At 68.9% G+C, this 25,029-nt stretch carries 17 protein-coding genes and 4 pseudogenes; 4 read left to right on the top strand and 17 right to left on the bottom strand.

The window, feature by feature from the left end:
* Positions 1 to 6: 6 nt before the first annotated feature.
* From SNAS_RS28815 to SNAS_RS28795, 5 genes and pseudogenes are all read right to left on the bottom strand, one after another.
* Positions 7 to 972, bottom strand: coding sequence for a Ppx/GppA phosphatase family protein (locus SNAS_RS28815; protein ID WP_013021023.1), 966 nt, complete (start codon positions 970 to 972; stop codon positions 7 to 9).
* Positions 969 to 1,475: a DUF501 domain-containing protein gene (locus SNAS_RS28810; protein WP_013021022.1), complete on the bottom strand. Its 507-nt coding sequence runs from the start codon at positions 1,473 to 1,475 to the stop codon at positions 969 to 971. The genes SNAS_RS28815 and SNAS_RS28810 overlap by 4 nt, the downstream gene beginning before the upstream one ends.
* A gap of 3 nt (positions 1,476 to 1,478) precedes the next feature.
* Positions 1,479 to 2,009, bottom strand: coding sequence for an FtsB family cell division protein (locus tag SNAS_RS28805; RefSeq protein ID WP_144300673.1), 531 nt, complete (start codon positions 2,007 to 2,009; stop codon positions 1,479 to 1,481).
* A 302-nt stretch (positions 2,010 to 2,311) separates the two neighbouring features.
* A pseudogene (locus tag SNAS_RS28800) lies at positions 2,312 to 2,905 on the bottom strand (superoxide dismutase); the annotation flags it as partial.
* 170 nt (positions 2,906 to 3,075) lie between these two features.
* Positions 3,076 to 3,855, bottom strand: a complete 780-nt coding sequence (locus SNAS_RS28795; RefSeq protein WP_013021019.1) for a S1 family peptidase — start codon at positions 3,853 to 3,855, stop codon at positions 3,076 to 3,078.
* 236 nt (positions 3,856 to 4,091) lie between these two features.
* Here SNAS_RS28795 and SNAS_RS28790 point away from each other — a divergent pair, with 236 nt between their 5' ends.
* Together SNAS_RS28790 and eno are read left to right on the top strand one after the other, a co-directional pair.
* Positions 4,092 to 5,702 carry a DUF885 domain-containing protein gene (locus SNAS_RS28790; protein ID WP_013021018.1) on the top strand — a complete coding sequence of 537 codons (1,611 nt, stop codon included), beginning with the start codon at positions 4,092 to 4,094 and terminating at the stop codon, positions 5,700 to 5,702.
* A gap of 91 nt (positions 5,703 to 5,793) precedes the next feature.
* Positions 5,794 to 7,074, top strand: a complete 1,281-nt coding sequence (gene eno, locus SNAS_RS28785) for a phosphopyruvate hydratase (RefSeq protein ID WP_013021017.1) — start codon at positions 5,794 to 5,796, stop codon at positions 7,072 to 7,074.
* Positions 7,075 to 7,149: 75 nt separating this feature from the next.
* On the opposite strand, the gene SNAS_RS28780 is transcribed toward eno, so the two are convergent.
* The 10 genes and pseudogenes from SNAS_RS28780 to SNAS_RS28740 all read right to left on the bottom strand — a co-directional run bounded on the left by SNAS_RS28780 (position 7,150) and on the right by SNAS_RS28740 (position 18,168).
* Positions 7,150 to 7,926: a tetratricopeptide repeat protein gene (locus SNAS_RS28780; protein WP_013021016.1), complete on the bottom strand. Its 777-nt coding sequence runs from the start codon at positions 7,924 to 7,926 to the stop codon at positions 7,150 to 7,152.
* Between the two features lie 79 nt (positions 7,927 to 8,005).
* On the bottom strand, positions 8,006 to 8,851 hold the full coding sequence (gene thpD, locus SNAS_RS28775; protein WP_052305182.1) for an ectoine hydroxylase: 846 nt from the start codon (positions 8,849 to 8,851) through the stop codon (positions 8,006 to 8,008).
* A gap of 61 nt (positions 8,852 to 8,912) precedes the next feature.
* Positions 8,913 to 9,332, bottom strand: coding sequence for an ectoine synthase (locus SNAS_RS28770; protein ID WP_013021014.1), 420 nt, complete (start codon positions 9,330 to 9,332; stop codon positions 8,913 to 8,915).
* Positions 9,329 to 10,588, bottom strand: a complete 1,260-nt coding sequence (gene ectB / locus SNAS_RS28765; RefSeq protein WP_013021013.1) for a diaminobutyrate--2-oxoglutarate transaminase — start codon at positions 10,586 to 10,588, stop codon at positions 9,329 to 9,331. Before ectB ends, SNAS_RS28770 begins: the two co-directional genes overlap by 4 nt.
* Before the next feature lie 96 nt (positions 10,589 to 10,684).
* Positions 10,685 to 11,224, bottom strand: a complete 540-nt coding sequence (gene ectA, locus SNAS_RS28760; RefSeq protein WP_013021012.1) for a diaminobutyrate acetyltransferase — start codon at positions 11,222 to 11,224, stop codon at positions 10,685 to 10,687.
* Between the two features lie 237 nt (positions 11,225 to 11,461).
* Positions 11,462 to 12,436 carry a nucleoside triphosphate pyrophosphohydrolase gene (locus SNAS_RS28755; protein ID WP_013021011.1) on the bottom strand — a complete coding sequence of 325 codons (975 nt, stop codon included), beginning with the start codon at positions 12,434 to 12,436 and terminating at the stop codon, positions 11,462 to 11,464.
* 1 nt (position 12,437) lies between these two features.
* Positions 12,438 to 13,136, bottom strand: coding sequence for a hypothetical protein (locus tag SNAS_RS28750; protein WP_013021010.1), 699 nt, complete (start codon positions 13,134 to 13,136; stop codon positions 12,438 to 12,440).
* 35 nt (positions 13,137 to 13,171) lie between these two features.
* Positions 13,172 to 15,382, bottom strand: a pseudogene (mfd, locus tag SNAS_RS37860) (transcription-repair coupling factor); the annotation flags it as partial.
* 423 nt (positions 15,383 to 15,805) lie between these two features.
* Positions 15,806 to 17,227, bottom strand: a pseudogene (locus SNAS_RS37855) (transcription-repair coupling factor); the annotation flags it as partial.
* 107 nt (positions 17,228 to 17,334) lie between these two features.
* Positions 17,335 to 18,168 (bottom strand): metal-dependent hydrolase, encoded by an 834-nt coding sequence (locus SNAS_RS28740; RefSeq protein WP_013021008.1) that lies wholly within the window; start codon positions 18,166 to 18,168, stop codon positions 17,335 to 17,337.
* Between the two features lie 176 nt (positions 18,169 to 18,344).
* Between SNAS_RS28740 and SNAS_RS28735 the strand changes: the two genes are divergently transcribed.
* Positions 18,345 to 19,445 (top strand): hypothetical protein, encoded by a 1,101-nt coding sequence (locus SNAS_RS28735; RefSeq protein ID WP_144300672.1) that lies wholly within the window; start codon positions 18,345 to 18,347, stop codon positions 19,443 to 19,445.
* A 61-nt stretch (positions 19,446 to 19,506) separates the two neighbouring features.
* On the opposite strand, the gene ppc is transcribed toward SNAS_RS28735, so the two are convergent.
* Positions 19,507 to 22,251, bottom strand: a complete 2,745-nt coding sequence (gene ppc / locus SNAS_RS28730) for a phosphoenolpyruvate carboxylase (RefSeq protein ID WP_013021006.1) — start codon at positions 22,249 to 22,251, stop codon at positions 19,507 to 19,509.
* Positions 22,252 to 22,477: 226 nt separating this feature from the next.
* Here ppc and cysC point away from each other — a divergent pair, with 226 nt between their 5' ends.
* Positions 22,478 to 24,007, top strand: a complete 1,530-nt coding sequence (gene cysC, locus SNAS_RS28725) for an adenylyl-sulfate kinase (protein ID WP_013021005.1) — start codon at positions 22,478 to 22,480, stop codon at positions 24,005 to 24,007.
* 31 nt (positions 24,008 to 24,038) lie between these two features.
* Here the strand turns inward: cysC and SNAS_RS37030 are convergent.
* Positions 24,039 to 24,968, bottom strand: a pseudogene (locus SNAS_RS37030) (L-histidine N(alpha)-methyltransferase); the annotation flags it as partial.
* Positions 24,969 to 25,029 lie beyond the last annotated feature (61 nt).

Raw genomic sequence — 25,029 nt, 5'->3', positions numbered from 1 at the left:
TGGACGTTACGCGAGGCTCGCGGCGATACCGTCCAAAATGTCGTGTTCGCTGGCGATGACGCTGGTGGCGCCGCACCGTTCCATGATGATCCGCAGCACCAGTGCGCCGCCGCCGATGACGTCGGCGCGGCCGGGATGCATGACGCCGTGGGCCAGCCGCTCCTCGCGGGTCTGGCCCAAAAGTGCCATCGTCACCTTCCGGACGTCGTCGTAGGAGATCTCGGCGTGGTGGATGCGTTCGGGCTGGTAGGTGTCGAGTCCCAGGGCCAGGGCGGCGACGGTGGTCACCGAACCGGCCAGGCCGATGAGCTCGGTGGCGGTGCGGTTCGGGTCCACCGTGGCCAGTGCCTCGTCGACGCGGGCGGTGATGTCGGCTTCGGCGGCGGCGACCTGTTCGGCACTCGGCGGGTCGCCGCGCAGATGGCGTTCGGTCATGCGGACGCAGCCGATGTCCATGCTGCGGGCCGGACCAGCCTGGTCGGTGCCGAGGACGAACTCGGTGGATCCGCCGCCGATGTCCACCACCAACCGGGGCTCGGCGGCCGGGGGCAGGTCGGCGACGGCGCCGGTGAACGACAGCCGGGCCTCCTCGTCGCCGGTGATGACCTCGGGCATGACGCCGAGGATGCCGTGCACCAGGTCGCGGAACTCGGCGGCGTTGTCGGCGTCGCGGCTGGCGCTGGTGGCGACCATGCGCACGGCGCTGGGTTGGTGTTCGGCGATGAGAGCGGCGTACTCGCGCAGCGCGGCGGCGGTGCGGTCCAGGGCGGCGGGGGAGATGCGTCCGGTGGTGTCGACGCCTTCGCCCAGCCGGACGATCCGCATGATCCGCACCAGGTCGGTGGGTTTGGCCGCGTCGGACGACTGCCGTGAGATCAGCAGCCGGATCGAGTTGGTGCCGCAGTCGATGGCCGCCACCGTGGTCGGCGCCGAGCGGTAGTCCAGCTCGCGGGAAACCTTGTCCGCGTTCATTCCCGAGCCTCCGTGGTCGCGACGCACGGGCCCGCCGCCCACCACTCGCCGATCAGGTCGCGGGCCTCGTCGCCGAAGGGGTTGACGCCCCGGCCCGCCACCAGCGAGTGGGCCAGGTGGACGTGCAGGCATTTGACGCGGTCGGGCATGCCCCCGGCCGAGACGCCGTCGATCTCGGGCACCTCGCCGAGCTTCGCGCGGTGTTCCAGATAGGACTCGTGGGCTTCGCGGTACCGGGCGGCCAGCTCGGGGTCGTCGCGCAGCCGTTCGGTCATCTCCTTCATCAGACCCGAGGCCTCCAGGGTGCCGATAGCGCCGGACGCCTTGGGGCAGGTCAGGTAGAAGGTGGTCGGGAACGGGGTGCCGTCCTCCAGCCGGGGCAGGGTCTCGGTGACCGCCGGGTTGCCGCACGGGCAGCGGTAGGCGATGGAGTTGACCGCGCGCGGCGGCCGTCCCAGCTGAGCGGCTATGGAGTCGCGGTCAGCGTCGGAGATCTGGTCCAAGGGTCATCCCGAATTGTCGGCGTTGTCGAAGCTTTCCCACAGGTCATCGAACCATGGGTCCTTGGACGACTTCGAGGGGCCGCTGTCCTTGTCGCCCTTGTCGGGTTTGTCGTCGACGATGATGATGAGTTCCTCGCCGGGCTCGACCAGCAGCAGCCGCTCCCGGGCCTGCGCCTTGACGTAGGCCGGGTCGTCCCATTTGGCGCGCTCGGCCTCCAGCTCGGCGATGCGCTGGGCCTGTTCGCCCTGGGAATCGCGCAGCCGGTTGATCTCGGCGCGCTGTTCCAGGTAGGTGCGCACCGGGTAGGCATAGGACAGTGCCAGCGCCGACAGCACCAACGCGATGACGGCGGTGCGGCCGGACATCCGCCACGGTGGCTTGATGCGGATGCGGCGCAGCTTCGGTTGCGGCGCGGCGGTCTTGGTGACCCTGGGGGCGCGCTTCGCCGCCGGTTTCTGGGGACGCTGGCGGGTGCGGCGGGGCTGGCTCCCGCCACCGGGTCTCCTGCCCGCCGGGCTGCGCCGAGTTGTCACGTGTCCATTCTGCCGGACGCTAACGGGTCGACGCGTGGCGGTGGCAGCAGCTCATTGGCGTGGGCCAGCTGGATGGACAGTTCCTGGATCAGCTCGTCCATGGTCTGTCCGGTCTGGGCGCGCACCAGTGACAGCGACAGTTCGGCCAGGACGTGGAAGCCGCGGGTCTTGGAGGCTTCGTCCGGAAAGGATCCCAGCAGCGCCTCGGCATCGCGGAGGTCTCCGCGATGCCGGGCCGCCAGCACCCCGGCCGCCAGTTGCGCGGCCTGGAAGGGTGGCAGGGACATCGCTAACTTGACGCCGCGGGCGGCTTCGAAGCGGGCGATGACGTCGTTCCAGTTGACCAGGTCCCACAGCCGCTGCACGTAGTCGGGACGCACGTTGCGGTACTGGAGGTAGTAGGCGTGCTCCCAGGCGTCGAAGGCCAGCAGCGGGGTGGACCCCTGGCCGACGTTGCCGTGGTGGTCGTAGACCTGCTCGATGATCAGGCGCTTGCCCAGCGGTTCCCAGGACAGCACGCCCCAGCCCGAGCCCTGGACGCCGGTGGTGGCGGCCGACAGCTGGGCCGAGAACTTCTCGAAGCTGCCGAAGTGCTCGTCGATGGCGGCGGCCAGTTCCCCGTCGGGACGGTCACCGCCCTCGGGGGACAGGTTGTTCCAGAAGATCGAGTGCAGGACGTGCCCGGACAGGTTGAAGGCCATGGTCTTCTCCAGGCCGACCAGCGAGGCGTAGTCGCCCTTCTCGCGGGCCTCGGCGATGCGCTCCAGGGTGTCGTTGGCGCCCTTGACGTACGCGGCGTGGTGCTTGCTGTGGTGCAGTTCGAGGATGTCGCCGGACATGGCCGGTTCCAGAGCCCCGTAGTCGTAGGACAGGTCGGGGAGCGAGTAAGTGCCCATTGTGTACTCCTCAGTAGCCGGTAGTAAATGCGAGTCTCATGCTATTGCAAGTTACTTGCAATAGTGGCCCACGGGGAGGGTGAGTCACGTCAAAGACCCGTCGGACACAGCAAAGGTCCCCAGCCCTGAAAGGGCCGGGGACCAGCGGAAAGGGATTTCGGTTAAAGCTGTCAGATCGTCTTCGCCGCGGCGATGATGTCCTTGTAGAAGTAGCTCACCTGGGCGTACACGCCCGGGAACTTCGGCCGGGCGCAGCCTTCGCCCCAGCTGACGATGCCGACCTGGATGCGGCGGCCGTTGGCGTCCTTGCGGAACATCGGGCCACCGGAGTCGCCCTGGCAGGTGTCCACGCCGCCCTCGGGCTTACCGGCGCACATCTCCCAGTAGCCGTTCAGCTCCGGGTAGGCCTTGCGGCAGTTCTTGTCGGTGACGTAGGGGACCTTGGCCTTCATCATGTAGCGGCTTCCGGTGCCCGCGCCTTCCTTCGTGTCGCCCCAGCCGGCGATGTCGAAGGTGCCCTTGTTGTAGCTCTTGGTGGTGTTGAGCGCGATGGTCTTCGCGTTCGGGACCGGCTTGGCCAGCTTGATCAGCGCCCAGTCCTCGCCCTTGTCCTCGTACTTCTTGGACACGTGGACGTAGGTCGACTTGATCTTGATGGCGTCGGGGTCCTTCAGGTCGACGACGCCGATGGTGGCGGTGATCGACTTGTCCGGACCGGTGCCGTCCACGCAGTGCGCGGCGGTCAGCACGATCTGCTTGGAGTACAGGCTGCCCCCGCAGCCCATCGACAGGTGCACCATGAAGGGGAACTCACCCTTCTTGGCCTTCGTGCCGCCCACGACCTTGGTCGAGGAGTCGTCGCCTTCGGCGTTGGCGAAGGTGACACCACCGACCAGGGCGGTCAGGGCCGCCAGGACCATGACAGCACCGGCTATCAGTTTCTTCTTCATATATGTCCTTTTGTGCAAGGGGTGTACACGCCACAAGGGATTGACGTATAACTCGAGGTGGATCTTTCCTACTGACGGAACCGTGCCGGTGCTCCGTGTTCGCCCTGGGGCAGGCTGAACGATATTGAGTATTGCCCATGTGCACATCGGTCGAACCGTCAGGGTTTTGTGACGGATCAACTGACGGCCGAAAACGCGGTGGAAACCGTCTCCCCTCGGGCGGTTACGGTGTGGGCATGCACGAGGAATACGTATCCCGGGCCGAACGCGTCGTCGACGCGCTGCTGGAATCCGACCCGGAGGCGGCGATGTGGGCGGGAGACCACCGCTTCGACGACCGGCTGCCGGACTACTCGTCCGAGGGCCTGGCCGCCAAGCGGTCGATGCTGACCGAGGCCTCGCACGCGCTGGTCGAGATCGACGCCGAGGACCTGGGCACCCCCGACGCCGTCGACCTGGAGATCCTCACCAACCAGGTCGCCGCGCGGCTGTTCGAGCTGACCGAGACCCGCGACCACGAGTGGAACCCGCTGGTCTACAACCCCGGCATGCTGCTCAACACGCTGCTGCTGCGGCCCTCGGCCCCGGCTGCCGAACGACTGACGGCACTTCAGGCGCGGCTGGCGGCCATCCCCGACCACCTGGCCACCGCGCGCGCCAACCTGACCGACGTGCCCGCCGTCTACGCCGAGACCGGCGCCGAACAGTTCCGGGGCACCGCCGCGCTGGTGCGCGACGAGGTGCCGCGACTGGCCGAAGAGGCCGGTGCGACCGTCGACGTCGAGACCGTCGCCGGTGAGCTGGAGGCGTTCGCCGACTGGCTGTCGCGGCTGCCGGACGGACGCTCGCCGCGACTGGGCCGTCGACTGTGGGACGCCAAGCTGTGGCACACCCTGGAGACGCCGATGGCGGGAGCGTCGATTCTGGACCGGGCCTGGACCCGGCTGGACGAGGTCACCGCCGAGCTCGACGAACTGGCGGCGCGACTCGACCGCGACGGCGGAACGGCCGACGGCGCGTCCGGTGCCGAGGTCACCGCCCGGGTGCTGGCCCGGCTGGGCGCCGACCGCCCCGACAACGCCACCGTCCTGGACGCCGCCCGCCGCGCGGTCGCCGAGACCACCGACTTCGTGCGCGAACACGACCTGATCACCATCCCCGCCGACCGGCTCGAGGTCGTGGAGATGCCCGAACACGACCGGGGCGTGTCGGCCGCGTACCTCGACCCGCCAGGCACCCTGGACGACCCGTCGATGCCGACCTTCTACGCGATCTGCCCGGCCCCGGCCGACTGGAGCACCGAACAGGTCGCGTCGTTCTACTCCGAGTACAACCACCACATGATCCGCAACCTCACCGTCCACGAGGCGATCCCGGGCCACCACGTCCAGCTCGCCCACGCCCGCACCTACCGGGGCAACACCCGGGTGCGGGACATGATGATGAGCGGGACCTTCGTGGAGGGCTGGGCGGTCTACACCGAGGAGCTGATGGTCGAGCACGGCTACGGCGGCCCGGAGGTGCTGGCCCAGCAGCTGAAGATGCAGCTGCGCATGATCATCAACGCCATCATCGACCAGTCGATCCACTGTGACGACATGTCCGAGGCCGAGGCCATGGACCTGATGACCCGGCGCGGCCACCAGGCCCACGCCGAGGCCGCGAGCAAGTGGCGCCGCGCGCTGCTGTCGTCCACCCAGCTGTCCACGTACTTCGTCGGCTACACCGAGATGCGCGCCATCGCCGACAGCTGCCCGACCGGCCGACCGGGGCGCGACTGGCACGACCGGATGCTGTCCTTCGGGAGCCCGGCACCACAGCACGTGGTCAGGCTGCTGGCCGGATAGCGACGCGGTCTAGGGTTCTTGGCGAACACAGTCGAAGCGCAGCGCCGCGCTGGCGTGTGATCCCAAGACTCGAATATAAGGAGTGCGAGCAGTGGCAAGCATCGATAACATCGCCGCCCGGGAAATCCTGGATTCGCGCGGCAACCCGACGGTCGAAGTCGAGGTGCTGCTCGACGACGGCGTCCTCGCGCGGGCCGCGGTGCCCTCGGGCGCCTCGACCGGTGCCTTCGAGGCGATCGAGCTGCGCGACAAGGACGAGGAGCGCTACGGCGGCAAGGGCGTCGAGGACGCGGTCCAGAACGTCAACGAGCGCATCGTCGACGCGTTGCAGGGCATCGACGCCGCCGACCAGCGCCTGGTCGACCAGGAACTGCTCGACCTGGACGGCACCTCCGACAAGTCCAACCTGGGCGCCAACGCCATCCTCGGCGTCTCGCTGGCCGTCGCCAAGGCCGCCGCCGCCTCGGCCGGTCTGCCGCTGTTCCGCTACCTGGGCGGCCCCAACGCGCACGTGCTGCCGGTGCCGATGCTCAACATCCTCAACGGCGGCTCGCACGCGGACTCCAACGTGGACGTCCAGGAGTTCATGATCGCCCCCGTCGGCGCCCCCACCTTCGCCGAGGGGCTGCGCTGGGGAGCCGAGACCTACCACGCGCTGAAGTCGGTGCTGAAGTCCAAGGGCCTGTCCACCGGCCTGGGCGACGAGGGCGGCTTCGCCCCCAACCTGGAGGCCAACAGCGAGGCCCTGGACCTCATCACCGAGGCCGTCGAGAAGGCGGGCTTCGCGCCGGGCCGCGACATCGTCTACGCGCTCGACGTGGCCGCCACCGAGTTCTTCGCCGACGGCAGCTACACCTTCGAGGGCGAGAAGAAGTCCGCCAAGGACATGATCGAGTACTACGCCAACCTCATCGGCGAGCACCCGATCGTCTCCATTGAGGACCCGCTGTCCGAGGACGACTGGGACGCCTGGTCGGACATGACCGCCGAGTTGGGCGGCAAGATCCAGATCGTCGGCGACGACCTGTTCGTCACCAACCCCGAGCGGCTGCGCAAGGGGATCGACACCGCCGCGGCCACCGCCCTGTTGGTCAAGGTCAACCAGATCGGCACCCTGACCGAGACGCTGGACGCCGTGGAACTGGCGCACCGCAGCGGTATGCGCTGCATGATGAGCCACCGCTCCGGCGAGACCGAGGACACCACCATCGCCGACCTGGCCGTGGCCGTCGGCTGTGGACAGATCAAGTCCGGCGCCCCCGCCCGCTCCGAGCGGGTCGCCAAGTACAACCAGCTGCTGCGCATCGAGGAGGAGCTGGACGACACCGCCCGTTACGCGGGTCGCACCGCCTTCCCGAAGTACCGCGCCTGATCCTCCGGACCAGCTCGACGGGCCGTCACGCCGAAAGCGTGGCGGCCCGTCCGCGTCTCGACCGGAGGCCGGGTCTCAGTCCTCGTCGAGGGCTTCGAGCAGCGGGCCCGCGAGGGTTTCACCGGACTCCACCGCCTTCTCCGCCCATCGCCGGGCTTCGTCGCGATTGCCCTGTCGCAGACAGACCATCACGAGCCGCACCATCGCACGGGGGTTGCCGAGCATCGTCGCGATGCGGTACCAGCCCGCGGCGTCGTCCCGTTCGTCGCGGGCGGCCAGCAGCGACGCGAGTTCGAAGGCCGCGTCCGGGTGAGCCTGTGCCGCCGCGGCACCCAGGTGCGGCAGCGCGGCGTCCACATCGGCCTTCTCCACCAGTTCCATGCCGCGTGCGAACTCCCGGTTCGGTTCGGTGTCCGGGACGTGGTACCTGGCGAGCAGTCGCACCCGCTCCAGGTTCCCGGCCGCAGCGGTGCTGCCCAGTTCCACCGCGCGCTCGGCCCAGAACAGTGCCTCGTCGAAGCGCAGCCAGCCCAGCAGCAGGTTGCCGAGATTGTTGGCCGACATGGCATGCCCGGCCTCGGCGCCGTGCCTCAGCCACTTCTCGGCCTCGTCATACCGTTCCTGGTCCCGCAGCAGCAACCCGAGGTTCGCGACGGCGTCGTTGTCACCGTGCTCGGCGGCGCGGGTGTACCAGTGCACGGCGTCGTCGATCTGCCCGATCCGGGCGAAGGCCAGACCGAGGTTGAACATCGAGTTGGAGTCACCCTCGCGCGCCGCCTCGAAGTCCTCGCGCAGGGGGCCGGTGTGATCCATGAGGGACTCCAATACGTAGGGGGCGTCCAGGGTAGCCATGACGAAGGCCCCGAATCCGAGAGGATTCGGGGCCTTCGCTTCTGGTGCGAGGTTTCTAACGCTTCACTGGCGTGCTGTGCTAACGCTTCACTGGCGTGAAGTCCCGCGAGCCGATGAACGGCGGACGCGGGTGCTTGGCCGCGAACGGTTCGACACAGGTGTTCTCGACGCTGTTGAACACCGCGAAGATGTTGGAGCGCGGGAACGGGGTGATGTTGCCGTTGGAACCGTGCATGCAGTTGCAGTCGAACATGGTCGCCGAACCGGCGGGGCCGGTGAACAGCTCGATGCCGTGCTTCTCGGCGAGGACCGACAGCGAGGTCTCGTCGGGGGTACCGATCTCCTGTTCCTTCAACGATTCGCGGTAGTGGTCGTCCGGCGTCTCGCCCACACAGGACACGAAGGTCTTGTGGGAGCCCGGCATGATCATCAGACCGCCGTTGTAGGCGTAGTTGTCGGTCAGCGCGATGGAGATGCTGACGGCCCGCATCCGGGGCATTCCGTCCTCGGCGTGCCAGGTCTCGAAGTCGGAGTGCCAGTAGAACGGGTTGCCGTTGAAACCGGGCTTGTAGTTGACGCGGCTCTGGTGGATGTAGACGTCGGAGCCGAGGATCTGCCGGGCCCGGCCCGCGACCCGGTCGTGGGTGAGCAGGTCGCCGAACAGTTCGGAGATCTTGTGCACCTCGAAGATGGAACGCACGTCGTTGGAGGACTTCTCGCGCACGACACGCTCGTCGCCGTCGAGGCTCTCGTCCACCAGCAGCCGGTTGAGCTCGTTTTGGTACTCGGCCAGTTCGCCGGGCTCGAGTAGCTCGTCGATCGTGAGGAACCCGTTGTCGGCGTAGCCTTCCAGGGTCTCGGCGTCGATCGGGCCGTCGTCGGCGGTGCCGTAGGCGACCGGGTCCTCGGTGCGGTACAGCATCATGGGCTGGCGGCCGGAACGGGTGGGGTAGATATCCTGAATGGTCACTTTAACTGCCTCCGTTCTATTGGGGGTCGTCTTCTGTCAGAAGTGGATAGACGCCGTTGGCGTCGTGGACTTCCTTGCCGGTGACCGGTGGGTTGAAGACGCAGACGGTGCGCACGTCGGTGTGAGCCCGCAGGGTGTGGCGTTCGTGTCCGTCGAGCAGGTACATGGTTCCCGGCGAGAGCTCGTGCTTCTGACCGGTCTCGTTGTCGATGAGTTCGCCGTTGCCCTCGATGACGTAGACGGCCTCGACGTGGTTGGCGTACCACATGGAGGTCTCGGTGCCCGCGTACAGAACGGTGTCGTGCATCGAGAAACCGACCCGGTCGTTGGCGAGGATGAGACGGCGGGACCGCCAGGTCCCCTCGGCGACGTCGCGGTCGTGGCCGAGCACATCCCGCTCGGTACCGACGATCTCGTTGAGCCTGCGAACGATCATGACAACTCCTTGATGGCCACTCGGACGGAATCGGCGAGGACGTCGAGGCCCTCGTGCAGCTGCGCGTCCGTCGTCGTCAACGGCGGCAACAGTTTGACGACCTCGTCCTCGGGGCCCGCACCCTCGACCAGCAGGCCGCGGCTGAAGGCCTCGGCACGGGTGGCCGCGGCGATTTTGGGGTCGTCGAAGGCCAGCGCCTGCACCATTCCGGAGCCGCGCACGTCGCTGCCGACGTCGGTGTGCTCGGCGGCGATGCCGCGCAGCCGGGTGTCGACGAGCTCGCCCTTGCGGAGCGTGTCCTCGGCCAGCTTCGTGTCGGTCCAGAAGTGCTCCAGCGCCGTGGCCGCGGTGACGAGTGCCGGGTTGAAACCGCGGAAGGTGCCGTTGTGCTCGCCGGGCTCCCACACGTCCAGGTCCTTCTTGAACAGGGTGAGCGCGAACGGGAGTCCGTAGCCGGACAGCGATTTGGAGATCGTCACGATGTCGGGCGTGATCCCGGCGGACTCGAAACTGAAGAACGGTCCGGTACGGCCGCAACCCATCTGGATGTCGTCCACGATGAGCAGGATGTCGTGCTCGGTGCACAGGTCGGCCAGACCCCGCAGCCAGGTCTTGCTGGCGACGTTGATGCCGCCCTCGCCCTGCACCGTCTCCACGATGACCGCGGCGGGCTTGTCGAGCCCGGAACCGCTGTCCTCCAGGAGACTGCGCAGCCACAGGAAGTCCGGTGTCTGACCGTCCAGATAGCCGTCGTACGGCATGGTGGCGGCGTGGTTGAGCGGAACCCCGGCGCCGCCGCGTTTCATGGAGTTGCCGGTGACCGCCAGCGCGCCGAGGGTCATGCCGTGGAAACCGTTGGTGAAGCTGATGACGGTCTCGCGGCCGGTGATCTTGCGGGCCAGTTTCAGCGCCGCCTCGACGGCGTTGTTGCCCGACGGCCCCGGGAACTGGACCTTGTAGTCCAGGCCGCGCGGCCGCAGCACGATCTCGCGGAACCGGTCGAGGAACCGGCCCTTGGCGGCGGTGTACATGTCGAGGCCGTGCACGATGTTGTCCTCGGTCAGGTACTCGATGAGCGCCTGTTTGAGGACGGGGTGGTTGTGCCCGTAGTTGAGGGTTCCCGCACCGGCGAAAAAGTCTATATAGGACTTTCCGTCTTCGTCGTGGAGCGTGGCGTCCTTGGCCTTGACGAAGACTGTCGGCCAGCCGCGGCAGTACGAGCGAACTTGTGATTCGACTTCTTCGAATATCTTCATAGGTATTCCTTCGTCGGCCGATGACTGCTGTCTCGGTCGCGGTGCATCAGGAGATGTGGGTCCGCGCGGGATCGGCTAGGGTCCCGAAACGGGGTCCTATTCGGACGCGGGTGACAGCGGCGCGATCCGGAACAGGATCTCCGCCAGGTGCCCCTCGCCGAGCAGTTGCCCGGAGAACAGCTCGTCCCGGGTCAGTTCGGCTCCCCGCGCTTCGGCGAAGGAGGTGAACAGACGCGTGGACGGAAGGTTGTCCGGCGTGACGGTCGCCTCGAGCGCGGTGATCCCCTGCGGGATCAGCCGCGCGGCGAGGTTGTCCAGCATGCGCCGGGCAAGTCCCTGTCGGCGGTGCGAGTCGGCCACCGCCACCTGCCAGATGAACAGGGTTCCGGGGGAGCCGGGACGCCGGTACCCCGTGATGAAACCCACCGCCTCGCCGTCGTGCCGCGCCACCACCGAGGTTTCGGCGAAGTCGCGGCACCACAGCAGGTAGCTGTAGCGGGAGTTCACATCGAGAGTGCGGGAGTCGAGGGCCAGTTGCCACAGCCGCTCGCCATCGCGGATCGTGGGGGGTTCAAAGCCGACGGCCGACCCCCCGTTTCGTCGAAGAACGGGAGCAAGAGTGTCACCGAGGGACATGCATCAACCTTAGCGCGACTTAATGGCCTCCAATAATGACCCAATTTGCCCGGATATATCTAGGCAAATTGGGTCAAAATCCCCCTGTCAATTGTTGACAATAGGGCGATAGACATGTCGATGACCGACAAGAGGTGGCGAATTTGTGGACGAGCTGGGGTGATGGACGGTGAAACTGTTCGCCGCTACCCCGAAATCAGTGGCAAAACGGGAAGATTTGCGGGAAACGAACGGAGATTACCCGGACTTGTTCCCGGATTCGACGGCCCGGGAGCGGTCGGCGAAATCGAGCGCGGCCTTGCGCAGGGCCAGTTCAGGGTCCAGACCGGCCGCCCGGGCGGCGGCGACCAGACCCAGCAGCGCGGCACCCAGTGCCGCTTCGGAGGAAGCGGGATCCGCGGCGGTCTCGGGGAGTGGCACGTCGAGGTTCTCGCGGGAGGTGCGCGACAGGAGTTTCGCGGCCAGCGACAGCGCGGGCTGGGACAGCGCGACACCGTCCACGGCGAACTTGCGGTGCGGCTTCTCGGCCCGCTTCAGGGCATCCCAGGTGTCGTTGAGGTCGGCGATGCTGTCGACGCGCGCGTCGGCGAACACGTGCGGGTGGCGGCGCACCAGCTTCTCCACCACGTCGGCGACGACGTCGTCGATCGTGAAGCCGTCCTCGTCCTCGGCGGCCAGCCGGGCGTGCAGCAGCGGCTGCATCAACAGGTCGCCCAGTTCCTCGCGCAGGTGATCGAGGTCGCCGGAGTGGATGGCGTCGATGGTCTCGTACGCCTCCTCCAGCAGGAACGGCGCCAGCGACTCGTGGGTCTGCTCCCGGTCCCACGGGCAGCCGCCCGGCGAGCGCAGCCGGTCGATGACGGCCACCAGGTCCAGCAGCCGGGCGCCCGGCGGGTCCCAGGAACCGAAGGTTATCTCCACAGTGGCCAGCGACGGGTCGGCGGCGAGCTTCACGCTCAGCTGCTTGGCGACCGGCTCGTCGTCCTCGGCGGTGGTCAGCCACAGGCCGCCGCGCTCCAGCAGCGTGTCGAGGGCGTCGTCCACGGACAACTCGGTGACGTCGATACCGGCGGCGCGCACGGCACCCAGCTGCGGGTTCCCGGGCGCGGCGTACACGGACTCACTGGCGCGCAACGCGTCCCACGCCTGAAGCGTCAGCATCCCGGCGGGGAGCCGTGGCGTGGTGACCAGCCAGTGAATCGTGACGGTCACGTCAGCTGGGGATGTCGGAGGTGATGAGCGGCTGCGGTCCGGCGTTGCGGGCGATCACGATGAACGACTGCCCGTAGCGCGGGTTGGCGGTCACGTCGTACTCGGCGATGTAGTCGGAGACCTGCCGCTGCTGACCGACGACGACCTGTCCGTCCTCACTGGTGAGGAACTGAGCGAACCCGGCCTTCTGCTGCTCGTCGAGCTCCTGCCCGAAGGTGTGCTCCAGCTGGGCGGTCAGCGCGTCGACCTCCTTGTCGCTGGGGCGGTGCGGCTTGGACCCGTCCACCAGCACGGTGCGGTACGCCTCGGCCTCGGCGGTCAGCTGGACGAACTCACTGTCGCTGTCGAGCTCCAGCAGCTCCCAGTTCTTCTTGATCACCGACGAGGACTCGCGGTCCGGCTTGACACCGGTGTCGGCGGCGACCCGCTGACCCAGCTCGGTGACCACCAGCGCGTCCACGACGTAGCCGCGCAGGTTCCCCGTCGAGATGTCCGGCAGCTGCCCGCCGGTGAGCTGGTTCAGATCGGCCAGCTTCGCCCGGTCGGAGGCCGAGATGCTGTCGACCACCTCGTCGACCCGCTTCTCGCTGATCCGCTCGTCGCCGACGAACAGCGCGGCGCCCTGTTCGACCCGGCAGGCGGACACGGTCAGCAGTGCGGCGGCGGCCAGGCCCATCGCGGCGATCGCGCGAATTCTCATCGAGTTCAGTCCTTTCGTACCGCCCAGACCTTAATTCATGCAGGAGTAGCGGCCGGGGCTGGTGCCTCGGTCACGTCCTTGATGAGTTCGGCGCACCACTGCAACAGTGCCGGGCCCTCCATCGGGGACCCGCCGACCCGCGCGGTGTGCGGGCGCGGCACCGAGATCAGCTCGGCGGCCTTCTTGTACACCGAGTCGGGGTAGTGGCGCTTGAGGCGCAGCTGTTTGGAGTCCGACAGCGTGATCGACGACAGCCGGATGTGGCGGCCCTGGAGCGACACATCGGACAGACCGGCGGCGCGGGCCAGCAGCCGGAACCGGGCGACGTGGACCAGGTTGTCCACTTCGGCGGGAAGATCGCCGTAGCGGTCGGCCATCTCGGTGCGGACCTCGTCCAGTTCGGCGTCGTCGCGGACCTCGGCCAGCTTGCGGTACATCTCCAGCCGCAGCCGTTCCACCGGGATGTAGTCGTAGGGGATGTGGGCGTCCACCGGCAGGTCGATCTTGACCTCGGTGAGGATCTCCTCCTTGGCGCCCTTGAAGGTGCGCACCGCGTCGCCGACCATCCGCACGTACAGGTCGAAGCCGACGCCCGCGATGTGCCCGGACTGCTCGCCGCCCAAGAGGTTGCCCGCGCCCCGGATCTCCAGGTCCTTCATGGCCACGTACATGCCCGCGCCCAGTTCGGTGTGCTGCGCGACGGTCGCCAGCCGCTCGTGGGCCTGCTCGGTCAGCGGCTTCTCCGGCGGATACATGAAGTAGGCGTAGGCGCGTTCCCGGCCCCGGCCCACCCGGCCCCGGATCTGGTGCAGCTGCGACAGACCCAGCAGGTCGGCGCGCTCCACGATCAGGGTGTTGGCGTTGGGGATGTCGATGCCCGACTCGATGATCGTCGTGGACACCAGGACGTCGAACTCGCCGTTCCAGAAGTCCTGCATGATCTGTTCCAGCCGGTTCTCGCCCATCTTGCCGTGCGCGACCACGACCCGCGCCTCCGGCACGATCTCGCGCAGCCGGGTGGCGGCCTTCTCGATCGACTCGACCCGGTTGTGCAGGTAGAACACCTGGCCGTCGCGCAGCAGCTCGCGCCGGATCGCGGCGCCGACCTGCTTGTCCTCGTAGCCGCCCACGAAGGTCAGCACCGGGTGCCGCTCCTCCGGCGGGGTGGTGATCGTGGACATCTCGCGGATGCCGGTGATCGCCATCTCCAGGGTGCGCGGGATCGGCGTCGCCGACATCGCCAGCACGTCGACGTGGGCGCGCAGCGCCTTCAGCTTCTCCTTGTGCTCGACGCCGAACCGCTGCTCTTCGTCCACAATGACGAGACCCAGGTCCTTGAACCGGGTCTCGGTCTGCAACAGCCGGTGGGTGCCGACCACGATGTCGACCTCGCCCGCGATCAGGCCCTTGCGGATCTGCTCGGCCTCGGCGTCGGTCTGGAACCGCGACAGCTGCTTGATCGTCACCGGGAACTGCGACATCCGCTCGGTGAAGGTGTTCAGGTGCTGGCTGGCCAACAGCGTCGTGGGTACCAGCACCGCGACCTGCTTGCCGTCGGTGACCGCCTTGAACGCGGCCCGCACCGCGATCTCGGTCTTGCCGTAGCCGACGTCGCCGCAGATGAGCCGGTCCATCGGGGTGCGGCCCATCATGTCCGACTTGACCTCGTCGATGGCTCCGGCCTGGTCCGGGGTCTCCTGGTACGGGAACGCGTCCTCGAGTTCGCGCTGCCACGGCGTGTCCGGCCCGAAGGCGTGGCCCTCGGTGGCCTGCCGCGCCGCGTACAGCTTGATGAGTTCGGCGGCGATCTCGCGGACGGCCTTCTTGGCGCGCGACTTCGCCTTCTGCCAGTCGGAACCGCCCAGCTTGTGGACGCTGGGCATCTCGCCGCCGACGTAGCGGGTCAGCTGGTCGAGCGCGTCGGTCGGCACGAACAGCCGGTCGGCGGGCTGGCCGCGTTTGCTGGCGGCGTACTCGATGACCAGGTACTCGCGCTCGGCGCCGTTGACGGTGCGGCGCACCAGTTCGATGTAGCGGCCGACGCCGTGCTGCTCGTGCACGACATAGTCGCCATTGGACAGTTCGAGCGGGTTGACCCCGCCCTTGCGCCGCGACGGCATCCTGCGCATGTCGCGGGTGGTGGCGCCCTTGCCGCCGGAGATGTCGTCGCCGGTGAGGATCGCCAGTTTCGCGGCCTCGTCGACGATGCCGTGGCTCAGCCCGCCGACGGTGACGGTGACGTGGCCCGGCCGCAGTACGGCCACCGAGCCGTCGCGGCCGACGGTGCCCGTCACGGCGTGGCCAGCGGCACCGGCCGCCACGGCCCCGGCCCGCCCGGAGCCGCCCGCTCGACCCGCGTCGGCTGTGGCGGCCGAACCGCCGAAGCCGACCGAGCCTGGTCCCGAATGGCCCGCGTCGGCTGTGGCGGCCGAACCGCCGAAGCCGACCGAGCCTGGTCCCGAATGGCCCGCGTCGGCCGGGCCGCCCGCTTGGCTACCGCCGCTCGCCCCGGCTCCACCTTGGCCCGCGTCGGCCTTGGACGACGCGGTCGGTGGCGTGAAGGGGGAGTTCAGGTCCGCGCCGCCCACCGGTCCCGGCTGCCTGCCACCGGCCAGCCCGTCGTCCGGCGCACTGGCCCAGATCGCGGGTTCGGTTGGGGCCGTGGGGTTTCCATCGCTGTCGGGCCGGGTCACCGAGTCGGCGAGGCTGGCGCCCACGCCCGCCTCGGCCAGCTGCTCCACGGCGCGTTCGGCCAGGCCGTGGCCCGCGAACACCAGGCACACCCGCCAGCCGTCGTTCGTCCACCGCTTGACGTCGCCGGTGACCTTGACCGAGTTCCCGTGGTACAGCGGTGCCGGGGTCGCCGTGACGGTCACCGAGGTCTCGTCGGCGACGACCAGTTCCTCGAAGCCCTCGCCGGTGATCTCCGCGAGTTCGCGGGCGCGTTTGCGTTCCTCCAGCTGCGCCGGGCTGAGGTCCTCGGTGACACCGAACGGACCCATGGACCACCACGGGCAGCCGTGGTCGGACGCGGCCTGGCGCACGTCGGACAGGCTCTTGAACGCGGCCGCGTCCAGGTCGATGGGGGCCTTGCCGCCGGTGGCGGCCGCCGCCCAGCTGGCCTGGAGGAACTCCTCGCTCGTGGCCACCAGATCGTGGGCGCGGGAACGGATCCGCTCCGGGTCGCACTGGACCACGACGGTGCCGCGCGGCATCGTCTGCACGAACAGCTCCAGCTGGTCGGCACCCAGCAGCGCCGGGGTCAGCGATTCCATGCCCTCCACCGGAATGCCCTGCGCCAGCTGCTCGCACAGCTCGGCCAGACCCGGGTGCTGCTGACCCAGTTCGGCGGCGCGCTCGCGCACCCTCGGCGACAGCAAGAGTTCCCGGCACGGCGGCGCGAACAGCGTGTCGGCCTTGTCGAGCGACCGCTGGTCGGCGACCGCGAACGAGCGGATCGACTCGATCTCGTCGCCGAAGAACTCCACACGGGACGGATGCTCGTCGGTGGGCGGGAAGATGTCCAGGATGCCGCCGCGCACCGCGAACTCGCCGCGCTTCTCGACCAGGTCCACCCGCGCGTACGCCAGATCGGACAGCTCGGCGGCCAGATCCGACAGGTCGGTGGACTCGCCGACGGCCAGCCGCACCGGCTTCAGGTCGCCGAGGCCCTTCAGCTGCGGTTGCAGCAGGCTGCGCACCGGCGCCACCACGACCCGCAGCGGCGCGCCCTGCGGATGGGCCAGCCGGTGCAGCAGCGCCAGCCGCTTCCCGACGGTGTCGCTTCGCGGCGACAACCGCTCGTGCGGCAGCGTCTCCCAGGCGGGGTAGAAGGCCACCGACCCGTCCGGCAGCAGCCCGGCTAGCGACTGCGTCAGCTCCTCGCCCTCGCGACTGGTGGCGGTCACGGCCAGCACGGTGCGTTCGGCCTGCGCCAACGCCGCGACGGTGAACGGCCGCGCCGCGGCCGGAGCGGTCACGTGAACCTGCTCGGCCGTCGGGCCGCCTTCGGCGGCGAGTTCGCGAACCCGCGCCAGGCCCGGCTCGTCCAGGGCGGCGTTCAGCAGGCCGGAGAGGTCTTTCGACGACATTGGCACCCCAAAAATCCCATGAAAAAGGGCATAACGGACAGGCGTCGACAGAATCGTGCGCCGAGGGTCGACAATACTCGCGCCCTCGGACGAATCGACAGTGACTTTTAACCGATCAGGTTTCCCGCGGCGACCATCCAGCCGCCGACGGTGCCGCGCACCTCCGCCGAGGTGAACAGCAGTGCCGCCACCGCGATGGTGACGAACAGCGGCATCAGCACCTTCTCCTCGACCTTGCTGCCCGCGCGGATCGCGATCTTGTCGGGAACGCCGATGTCCTTCCACCGTCGCTTCTGGATCGGCACCGGGAACAGCACCGGGCAGCCCATCTTGGTGATCATGTCGCCGAAGGTGTGCACGACGCAGCCGATGCCCACCGCCGCGCCCAGGACCACATAGGGCCGATGGTCGGGCAACTCCTGATGCAACCCGACCGCCACCGCCAGCGATATCAGCGTGATGATCCACCAGCCCTGCTTCTTGGCCCAGTCGTTCATGACGCCGCGAATCGCCAGACCCGTCAGCAGGAACATCATCGCGGCGACCGCGGGTCTGCCGAAGTTGTACGCCAGCGCCCCCACCCCGACGCCCAGCAGGGCCGCGAAGAGCCAGGTGTGGGTGAAGGTGCGGTGGCCGTTGGACTTCTTACCGTCCTTTTTGCTCCTCGTGATCTTGTAGACGCCGAGCGAGAACTTCTCGACGCACTCGGCCAGGAACAGCGAGGCGACACCGAAGGTGCGCGCGACCGTCGCGCCGCCCTTGTTCTTCAGCACCCGACCGGAACAGTCCAAATCGGGCAGAAGTGCGGCGCCGGTGCAGGCGACCGTTCCCAGGGCGAGGGTGGTGGGTCCCTGATGGAAGTTGAAGGCCGTTTCGGCGACGGCGGAAGCCACCAGCCAGGCGGCGGCTCCGGACACGGCGTGGGTGGGGCCCATCACCATGGGCTTCTCCTAGGTGTGCACTATGGGGCGAGAGGCGGGTGTGACCAGAGTGGCATATGAGTCGTACGAAAGTTCGCCTGCCCCAAGGGAACTCAACGTGACATCACCCGTACAGCTGGCTCACATGGGATGACCGGAGGTACGCCACACCAGGTATGCCGCATATATTTGTGCCCATGCCGAGTTCAACGCTCAGGCGCGTCGCCGCGCCCCTCGTGGCCGCCGCCCTCCTGGCCACCGCCGCCTCCTGCGCTTCGATCGGCGGCACGCTGACCGCGCCGGCAGAGCACACCGTCATCACCAAGGCGAAGGACCTCCGCCCCGACAAGCCCTACCTCTCCGAGGACGGCGACAAGCCCGGGATGCTCATCGGCCCCCACTACAAGCTGGCCGTCTCGGGCTACACCGCCACCACCGAGGTGCCCGAGGACAACGCCCGCGTCTACGGCTTCGACCAGCCCATGGCCGTCCCCGACGACTCCGAGTTCTTCCTCGCCATCATGGACGGCAAGAGCCAGGTCCACTCCAACGAGAAGGTCAAGGCGGAACTGACGGTCAACGACAAGAAGCGCCCGCTCGACCGCCTCCCCGGCCCCAGCGAGGCCATCGCCGCGGTCATCCCCGCCAAGGCCGACGTCAAACTCACCGTCACCGACGAGGAGAAGTCCCAGACGATCAACCTGCGCGACGGCAAGCGCTCCGAACAGATCGACGGCTACTACAACGGCGGCCTCGAGTCCGATGACCCGGTGGACTACGACAGCAAGGGCAAGATCACCGCCGACGCGGGCGCCCAGTACGAGAAGGAAAAGCGCACCCTCAACATCAGCATGAAGGTCGGCGCCGCCACCAAGGCCCCGTGGATCGAGTCCAAGGGCTGGGCCGACAAGGGCAAGGTGTGGGTCTCGGTCCCCATCTCCGACATGACCACCGACTCCGTCTACGGCTTCGCCCCCGGCAGCCACGAACCCGGCGTCGACTGGACCCTCAAGGAACGCGAACTCTTCTCCCTCAACCCCAACGAGGGCAAGGCCACCGACTCCAAGGGCAAGGAGAGCTTCAAGGCCGACCAGAGCTCCCAGACCACCGACGGCACCAGCTCCCTGTTCAGCCCGTCCGAGGTCACGCTGCTGTTCCAGGTGTCGGACAAGACCACCAAGGCCGAACTGAAGATCTCCCCGCGCGGGAAGATGAAAGCCGTGTGGGCCAACGTGACCGGCTCCTGCAGCTGGAACGACAAGCCCTCGGCCAAGGAAATCTCCCTGGCCTTCAAGTAACGACGACAACCGCGAAAGCCCCACGCCCGACCCGACCGTCGCGCGTGGGGCTTGAGCGTTCCTAGCCGGTGTTGCGCATTCCGGCGGCGATGCCGTTGACGGTGGTCAGCAGGGCGCGGGTCAGGCTGGGGTCGTCGGTGGCGGATTCGCGGTGGCGGTGCAACAGTGCGATCTGGAGGTGGTGCAGGGGGGCCAGGTAGCGGTCGCGGACGGCCAGGGTGCGGCGCAGTTGGGGGTTGTCGGCCAGCAGCTCCGACTTGCCCGTCAGGCGAAGCACCTCGGTGACGGTTCGGGCGTGTTCGGCCCGGATGGTGTCGAACAGCGGGCGAAGGCGGGGTGGGACGAGGGTGTCGACGTAGCGTTCGGCGATGTCCATGTCGGTCTTGACGAGGGTCATCTCGACGTTGGAGATGAAGGTGGAGAAGAACTGCCACCGCTCGTACATGGCCGAGAGGACCTCGTCGGAGACCGCTTCGCGGGCGGTGGCCAGGCCGGTGCCGACGCCGAACCAGCCCGGCACGATCTGGCGCGACTGGGTCCAGCCGAACACCCACGGGATCGCGCGCAGGCCGTCCAGGCCCGCCGAGGCGTCGGGGCGTTTGGCCGGGCGGGAGCCGATGTTCAACGCGCCCAACAGTTCGGTGGGGGAGACCGCCCAGAAGTACTCGGGCAGGCCGGGATGGTCGATCAGGGAGCGGTAGGCGGTGCGGGCCGAGCCGCTGAGGCGGTCCATGGTGCCGTACCAGACGTCGAGAGTGGACGCGTCGTGGCGCGGGGTGTCGTGCAGGAGGGTCGCCTTGAGGACGGCGGCGACCGTGAGTTCGAGGTTCTCGCGGGCCAGGACCGGGAGGGTGTACTTGTCGGACAGGACTTCGCCCTGTTCGGTGACCTTGATGGTTCCGTCCAAAGTGCCGTACGGCTGGGCGAGGATGGCCTCGTGGGTGGGGCCGCCGCCGCGGCCGACGGTGCCGCCCCGGCCGTGGAACAGGCGGAGCCGGACGCCGTGTTCGGCCGCCGCGTCGCGCAGTTCGCGTTGCGCCGACTGGATCGCCCACTGGCTGGCCGCGATGCCGGACTCCTTGTTGGAGTCGGAGTAGCCGAGCATGACCTCCTGGATGCCGCCGCGCGCGTCGACGATCCTGCGGTACGCGGGGGTGTTGAGCAGGTCGTTCCAGATCTGGCGGCCCGCTTCCAGTTCCGGGACGCCTTCCAGCAGCGGGACGAAGCCGATGTCGGCGCGTCCGGCGTGGATGTCGACGAGTCCGGCCTCGCGGGCCAGGACGGCCGCCGCGAGCAGGTCGTCGGGGCCCTGGGTCATCGACACGATGTAGGTGGCGGCGACTTGGGGTCCGAAGCGGCGTTGGGCCGAGACGATGCAGCGGAACACGTCGAGGGTCTTGCGGGTCTCGGGGGACAGGGCCGCCGCCGGGGTGAGCAGCGGGCGGCGGGAGTCGAGTTCGGCCGCCAGCAGGGCGAAGCGCTCGGCGCGGGACAGGTCGCCGTAGGGCTTGTCGAGGTCGTCGTCGGGACGCAGCCGGTCGAACAGTTCGGCGAGGGCGGCGTGGTGCTTGGCCGCGTGCTCGCGGATGTCCATCGTGGCCAGATGGAGGCCGAACGCGGCGACGACGCGCATCGAGTCGGCGAGCCGTCCCTCGGCGGCCAGGCCGCCGGTCGAGGCCGTCAGCGAGTCGTAGAAGGTCTCCAGGTCGGTGTACAGCTCGGTGCCGTCGGCGTAGTCGCGGCCGGGCACGTGCGCGGTGCCCGACGCGTGCCGGGCCCGGGTGGCGGCGAGTTTGGCGCGCACGCAGCGGGCCTTGAGCCGGTACGGTTCGGCGGAGTTGACGCGCCTGAACCGGGGCGGCAGTTCGGGCAGCGCGGCCAGGTCGGCTTCGAGGCTGGCCATGAACTCGGGGGTCGCCGGACGCAGTTGCTGCGAGACCGACAGTTCCGAGATCATCGACTCCACCATGGACTCGGCGGCCCGGATGCCGTGCTCGTGTTGCAGCGTCAGCACCCGCCTGGTGACCTCGGGGGTGACGTTGGGGTTGCCGTCGCGGTCGCCGCCGATCCAGGTCCCGAACCGCAGCGGAGAGTCCGAAAGCGACGGTTCGGCACCCAGTTCGGTGAGCACCTGCGCCAGGTCCCGCAGCACCCGTGGCGCGGCGTCGGCGTACAGGTCGGTGAGGTAGTAGACGGCGTTGCGGGCCTCGTCGGTGGGCTCGGGGCGGTTGATGCGCACCTCGTCGGTCTGCCACAGCAGATCGATCAGCTCCGCCAGCCGCAGGTCGGTGGCGGCGGTGTCCGCCTGACCCGCCAGCGCCGCCTCGGCGGCCTCGGAGTCCAGCACGTCGGCGAGCTGCCGCAGTTTGGTCAAAATGGAGCGTCGCGCGGCCTCGGTGGGGTGCGCGGTGAAGACCGGGCTGACCTCCAGGCCGCGCGCCGCCTTGGCGATGCGGTCGGCGTCCAGGCCCTCGGCCTTGATCTCGGTGGCGGCCTCCTCCAGCCAGCCGCCGCGCCGTACCCGGCGGCGCCGCAGCTCCCGGGCCCGGTGTACCTGTTCGGTGATGTTGGCCAGGTGGAAGTACAGCGCGAACGCCCGCGCCAGGTTCATGCCGGTGTCGACGGACAGCTCGGCCAGTCGCTGCGCGGCGGCCTTGGCGTCGGTGCGCACCAGATGCCGGATCTCCTCCACCAGGTCGAGCAGTTGCTGCCCCTCCTGGCGGACCAGGCTGTCACCCAGCAGCGAGCCCAGCCGCCGGATATCGGCGCGCAGCCCGGCATCGTCGTCTTCGAGAGTCGTGTCCACGATTAAGTCTTCCCACGAGTCGGTTGCGGAGGACGACGCTGTCCGCTGTCGACAGGGTAACCGACCGAGTTGGCGAGCCGATTCGATCGCCACGGGTGACTCGGTGGACCCGGCAGAATCCTCTGGCCGATCGTGGGACGCGTCGCAGCGCGCACCGCGATGGAATGGAGACGACGCGGCCTGCAAGACTGTTGCAACGACAGCCACGGCAAGGAAGGGGAGCGGTGTGGTTTCCGACTGGGTGCTGCCCGATGAAGTTCTGGCCGACGCGCCTTCATACACTCCTCGGCCGCATGAGCTGGCCGACCTCGAGCTGCTGCTGTCGGGGGCGTACGCGCCGCTGAACCGGTTCCTGGGGACCGAGGACGTCGACAGTGTCGCCGCCGCCGGGACCCTCGCCGATGGGACACAGTGGCCGACGCCGGTGACCCTGCACGTGCCCGCCGATACCGTGTCCTCTTTGGATTCCAGTTCGCCGATGAGCCGGGTGCTGGTGCTCACCGACCCCGAGGGCGTGCCGGTCGCGGCCGTGGACGCCGTCGAGCTGACCCCGGTCGGGGACGGCTCGGTGCGGGTCGCCGGGCCGGTGCGGCGCATCGGCGAGGTGCTGCACGGGCCGTTCAGACGGCTGCGCGCCACCCCGGCCGCCACCCGCGAGACCCTGACCACGCAGCGGGTGCTGGGCGTCATCGCCGACCGACCGCTGCACCGGCCGCAGCTGGCCGAGATCTCGCGCGCCGCCCACACCCTGGCCGCCCACGTCCTGATCCTGATCCCGGTCGCGGGGCTGGGCCCCGACGGGCTGCCGCCCGCGGTACTGGTGCGCAGCATCATGGCCGCCCGGGACCGGCTGCCCAAGTCGACGATCGTGGCGGTGCCGCTGTCGCAGCGCGGCGACGACGTCCGCGACGGACTGCTGTCCTCGCGGGTCGCGGCCGCCTACGGCGCCACCCACCTGCTGTCCATGGGCCGCAGCTTCGCCGCCGGTGGCTCCGGCGTGCGGATCATGCTGCCCCGGCAGCTGTGTTACGACGCCCGCGACGGCCAGTGGCGCGCGTTGGAGGACGTCGAGCCGCCGTTCCGTCGCCAGGCGATGAGCCCGTCCGAGATCTCCGACATGCTGGACCGCGGTTTCGGGCTGCCCGACTGGCACACCCCGCCCGCCGTGGCCGCCGAACTGCGCCGCGCCCGGCCGCCGCGCCGCAAACGCGGCGTGGTCGTGTTCATGACCGGCCTGTCGGGTTCGGGCAAGTCCACCATCGCCCGGGGTGTCTACGACGCGCTGCTGGAGACCGGCGAACGCACCGTCTCGCTGTTCGACGGCGACGTGGTGCGGCGGCTGCTGTCCAGCGAACTGGGCTTCTCCGGCACCGACCGCGAGGCCAACATCCGCCGGATCGCTTACGTGGCCAGCGAGGTCGCGCACCACCACGGCGTCGCGCTGTGCTGCCCGATCGCGCCCTACGCCGCCGGACGCGCCGAGGCCCGCCGGATGGCCGCCGAGGCCGGGGCCGACTTCATCCTGGTGCACGTGTCCACGCCGCTGGAGGTGTGCGAGGAACGCGACCGCAAGGGCCTGTACGCCAAGGCCCGCGCCGGGGTCATCGAGTCGTTCACCGGCATCACCGACCCCTACGAGGTTCCCAAGAACGCCGACCTGACCGTCGACACCTCGGAGATCGCGGTGGACGAGGCGATCGGGCAGGTGATCGACTACCTGGTCGACGGCGGCTGGATCGAGACCGTGCCCTACTAGGGCGGACGGTTAAGGCCGCCTCGGCCAGCGCCAGCGTCACCAGCTCCCGGCGGTCGTGCCGGGATTCGGTGACGGTGAACCCGGTGCGTTCCAGTTCGGCCGACAGGGTCTCGGCGCTGAGCCCGAACAGCCGGAAGGTCCGCAGTTCCCGGCCCTGGTCGACGTCGATGTGGAAGCCGAGGGTGCGCAGTTCGATGCGCAGCCCCACCCGGGCCCGCAGCCGCAACTCCAGCCGGTCGGGTCGCGGCGTCGACACCACGTGCTCGAAGGCGGTGCAGGTGACGTCGGCGTCCAGGGTGTGGTTGACGACGTTGAGGACGTTGCGGTTGAACTCGGCGCCCAGCCCGGCGGGGTCGTCGAAGAACTCGGCACTGCCGCCGGGCACCTCGGCCAGCGGCGCGGCGACCAGCAGGTGGTCGCCGGGCTCGCACCGGTCCCGCAGCAGCGTCAGCAGCCGCAGCCGCTCGCCACGGTCCAAAGTGGCGAATCCGGCGGCGGGGCAGTGGATCAGCCGGGGCGGGTCGGGCAGTTCGGGCAGCCGCCGCAGCGCGTCGGCGATGACGTGCCGCAGGTCGAGCCGGGGGAACCCGGCCGGGTACTCGGGCACCTCGGCGTGCGGGGTGTCCAGACTCGACACAGCGGTCAGTTTCCCGGCCGCGATCAGCGAGTCGGCCAACAACAGCGGCGGCACCGATCCGGCCGGTCCCAGCTGGATCAGGTGCCGGGCGCGGGTGTACTCGGCGAACTCGGTCGCGCAGTCGGTCAGCACCTCGGCCTCGGCGCGGAACAGCCGGGAGTGGCTCCCGGCCGCCAGCCGTCCGAAGAGCCGCCGCCCCCGGCCGTCGAAACACCAGCGGGAGGGCAGCGAGAGGTCCTGTCCGAAAAGGCCGGAGCGGGCGTCGGCGCGCAGCGCCGCCGTGTACTCACTGTAGTCACAGTGGATTAAAACGTACGGCTTCATGGGGCTCGCTTCCGAATCCGGCTATCAACTGTGGGTGACGATATCGGAAGCGAGCCGTGAC

Origin of the sequence: Stackebrandtia nassauensis DSM 44728 (assembly GCF_000024545.1) — a bacterium.
Lineage (GTDB): Bacteria > Actinomycetota > Actinomycetes > Mycobacteriales > Micromonosporaceae > Stackebrandtia > Stackebrandtia nassauensis.
The sequence above is the reverse complement of the archived record's forward strand: the minus strand, read 5'-3'. Positions and strand labels throughout refer to the sequence as shown.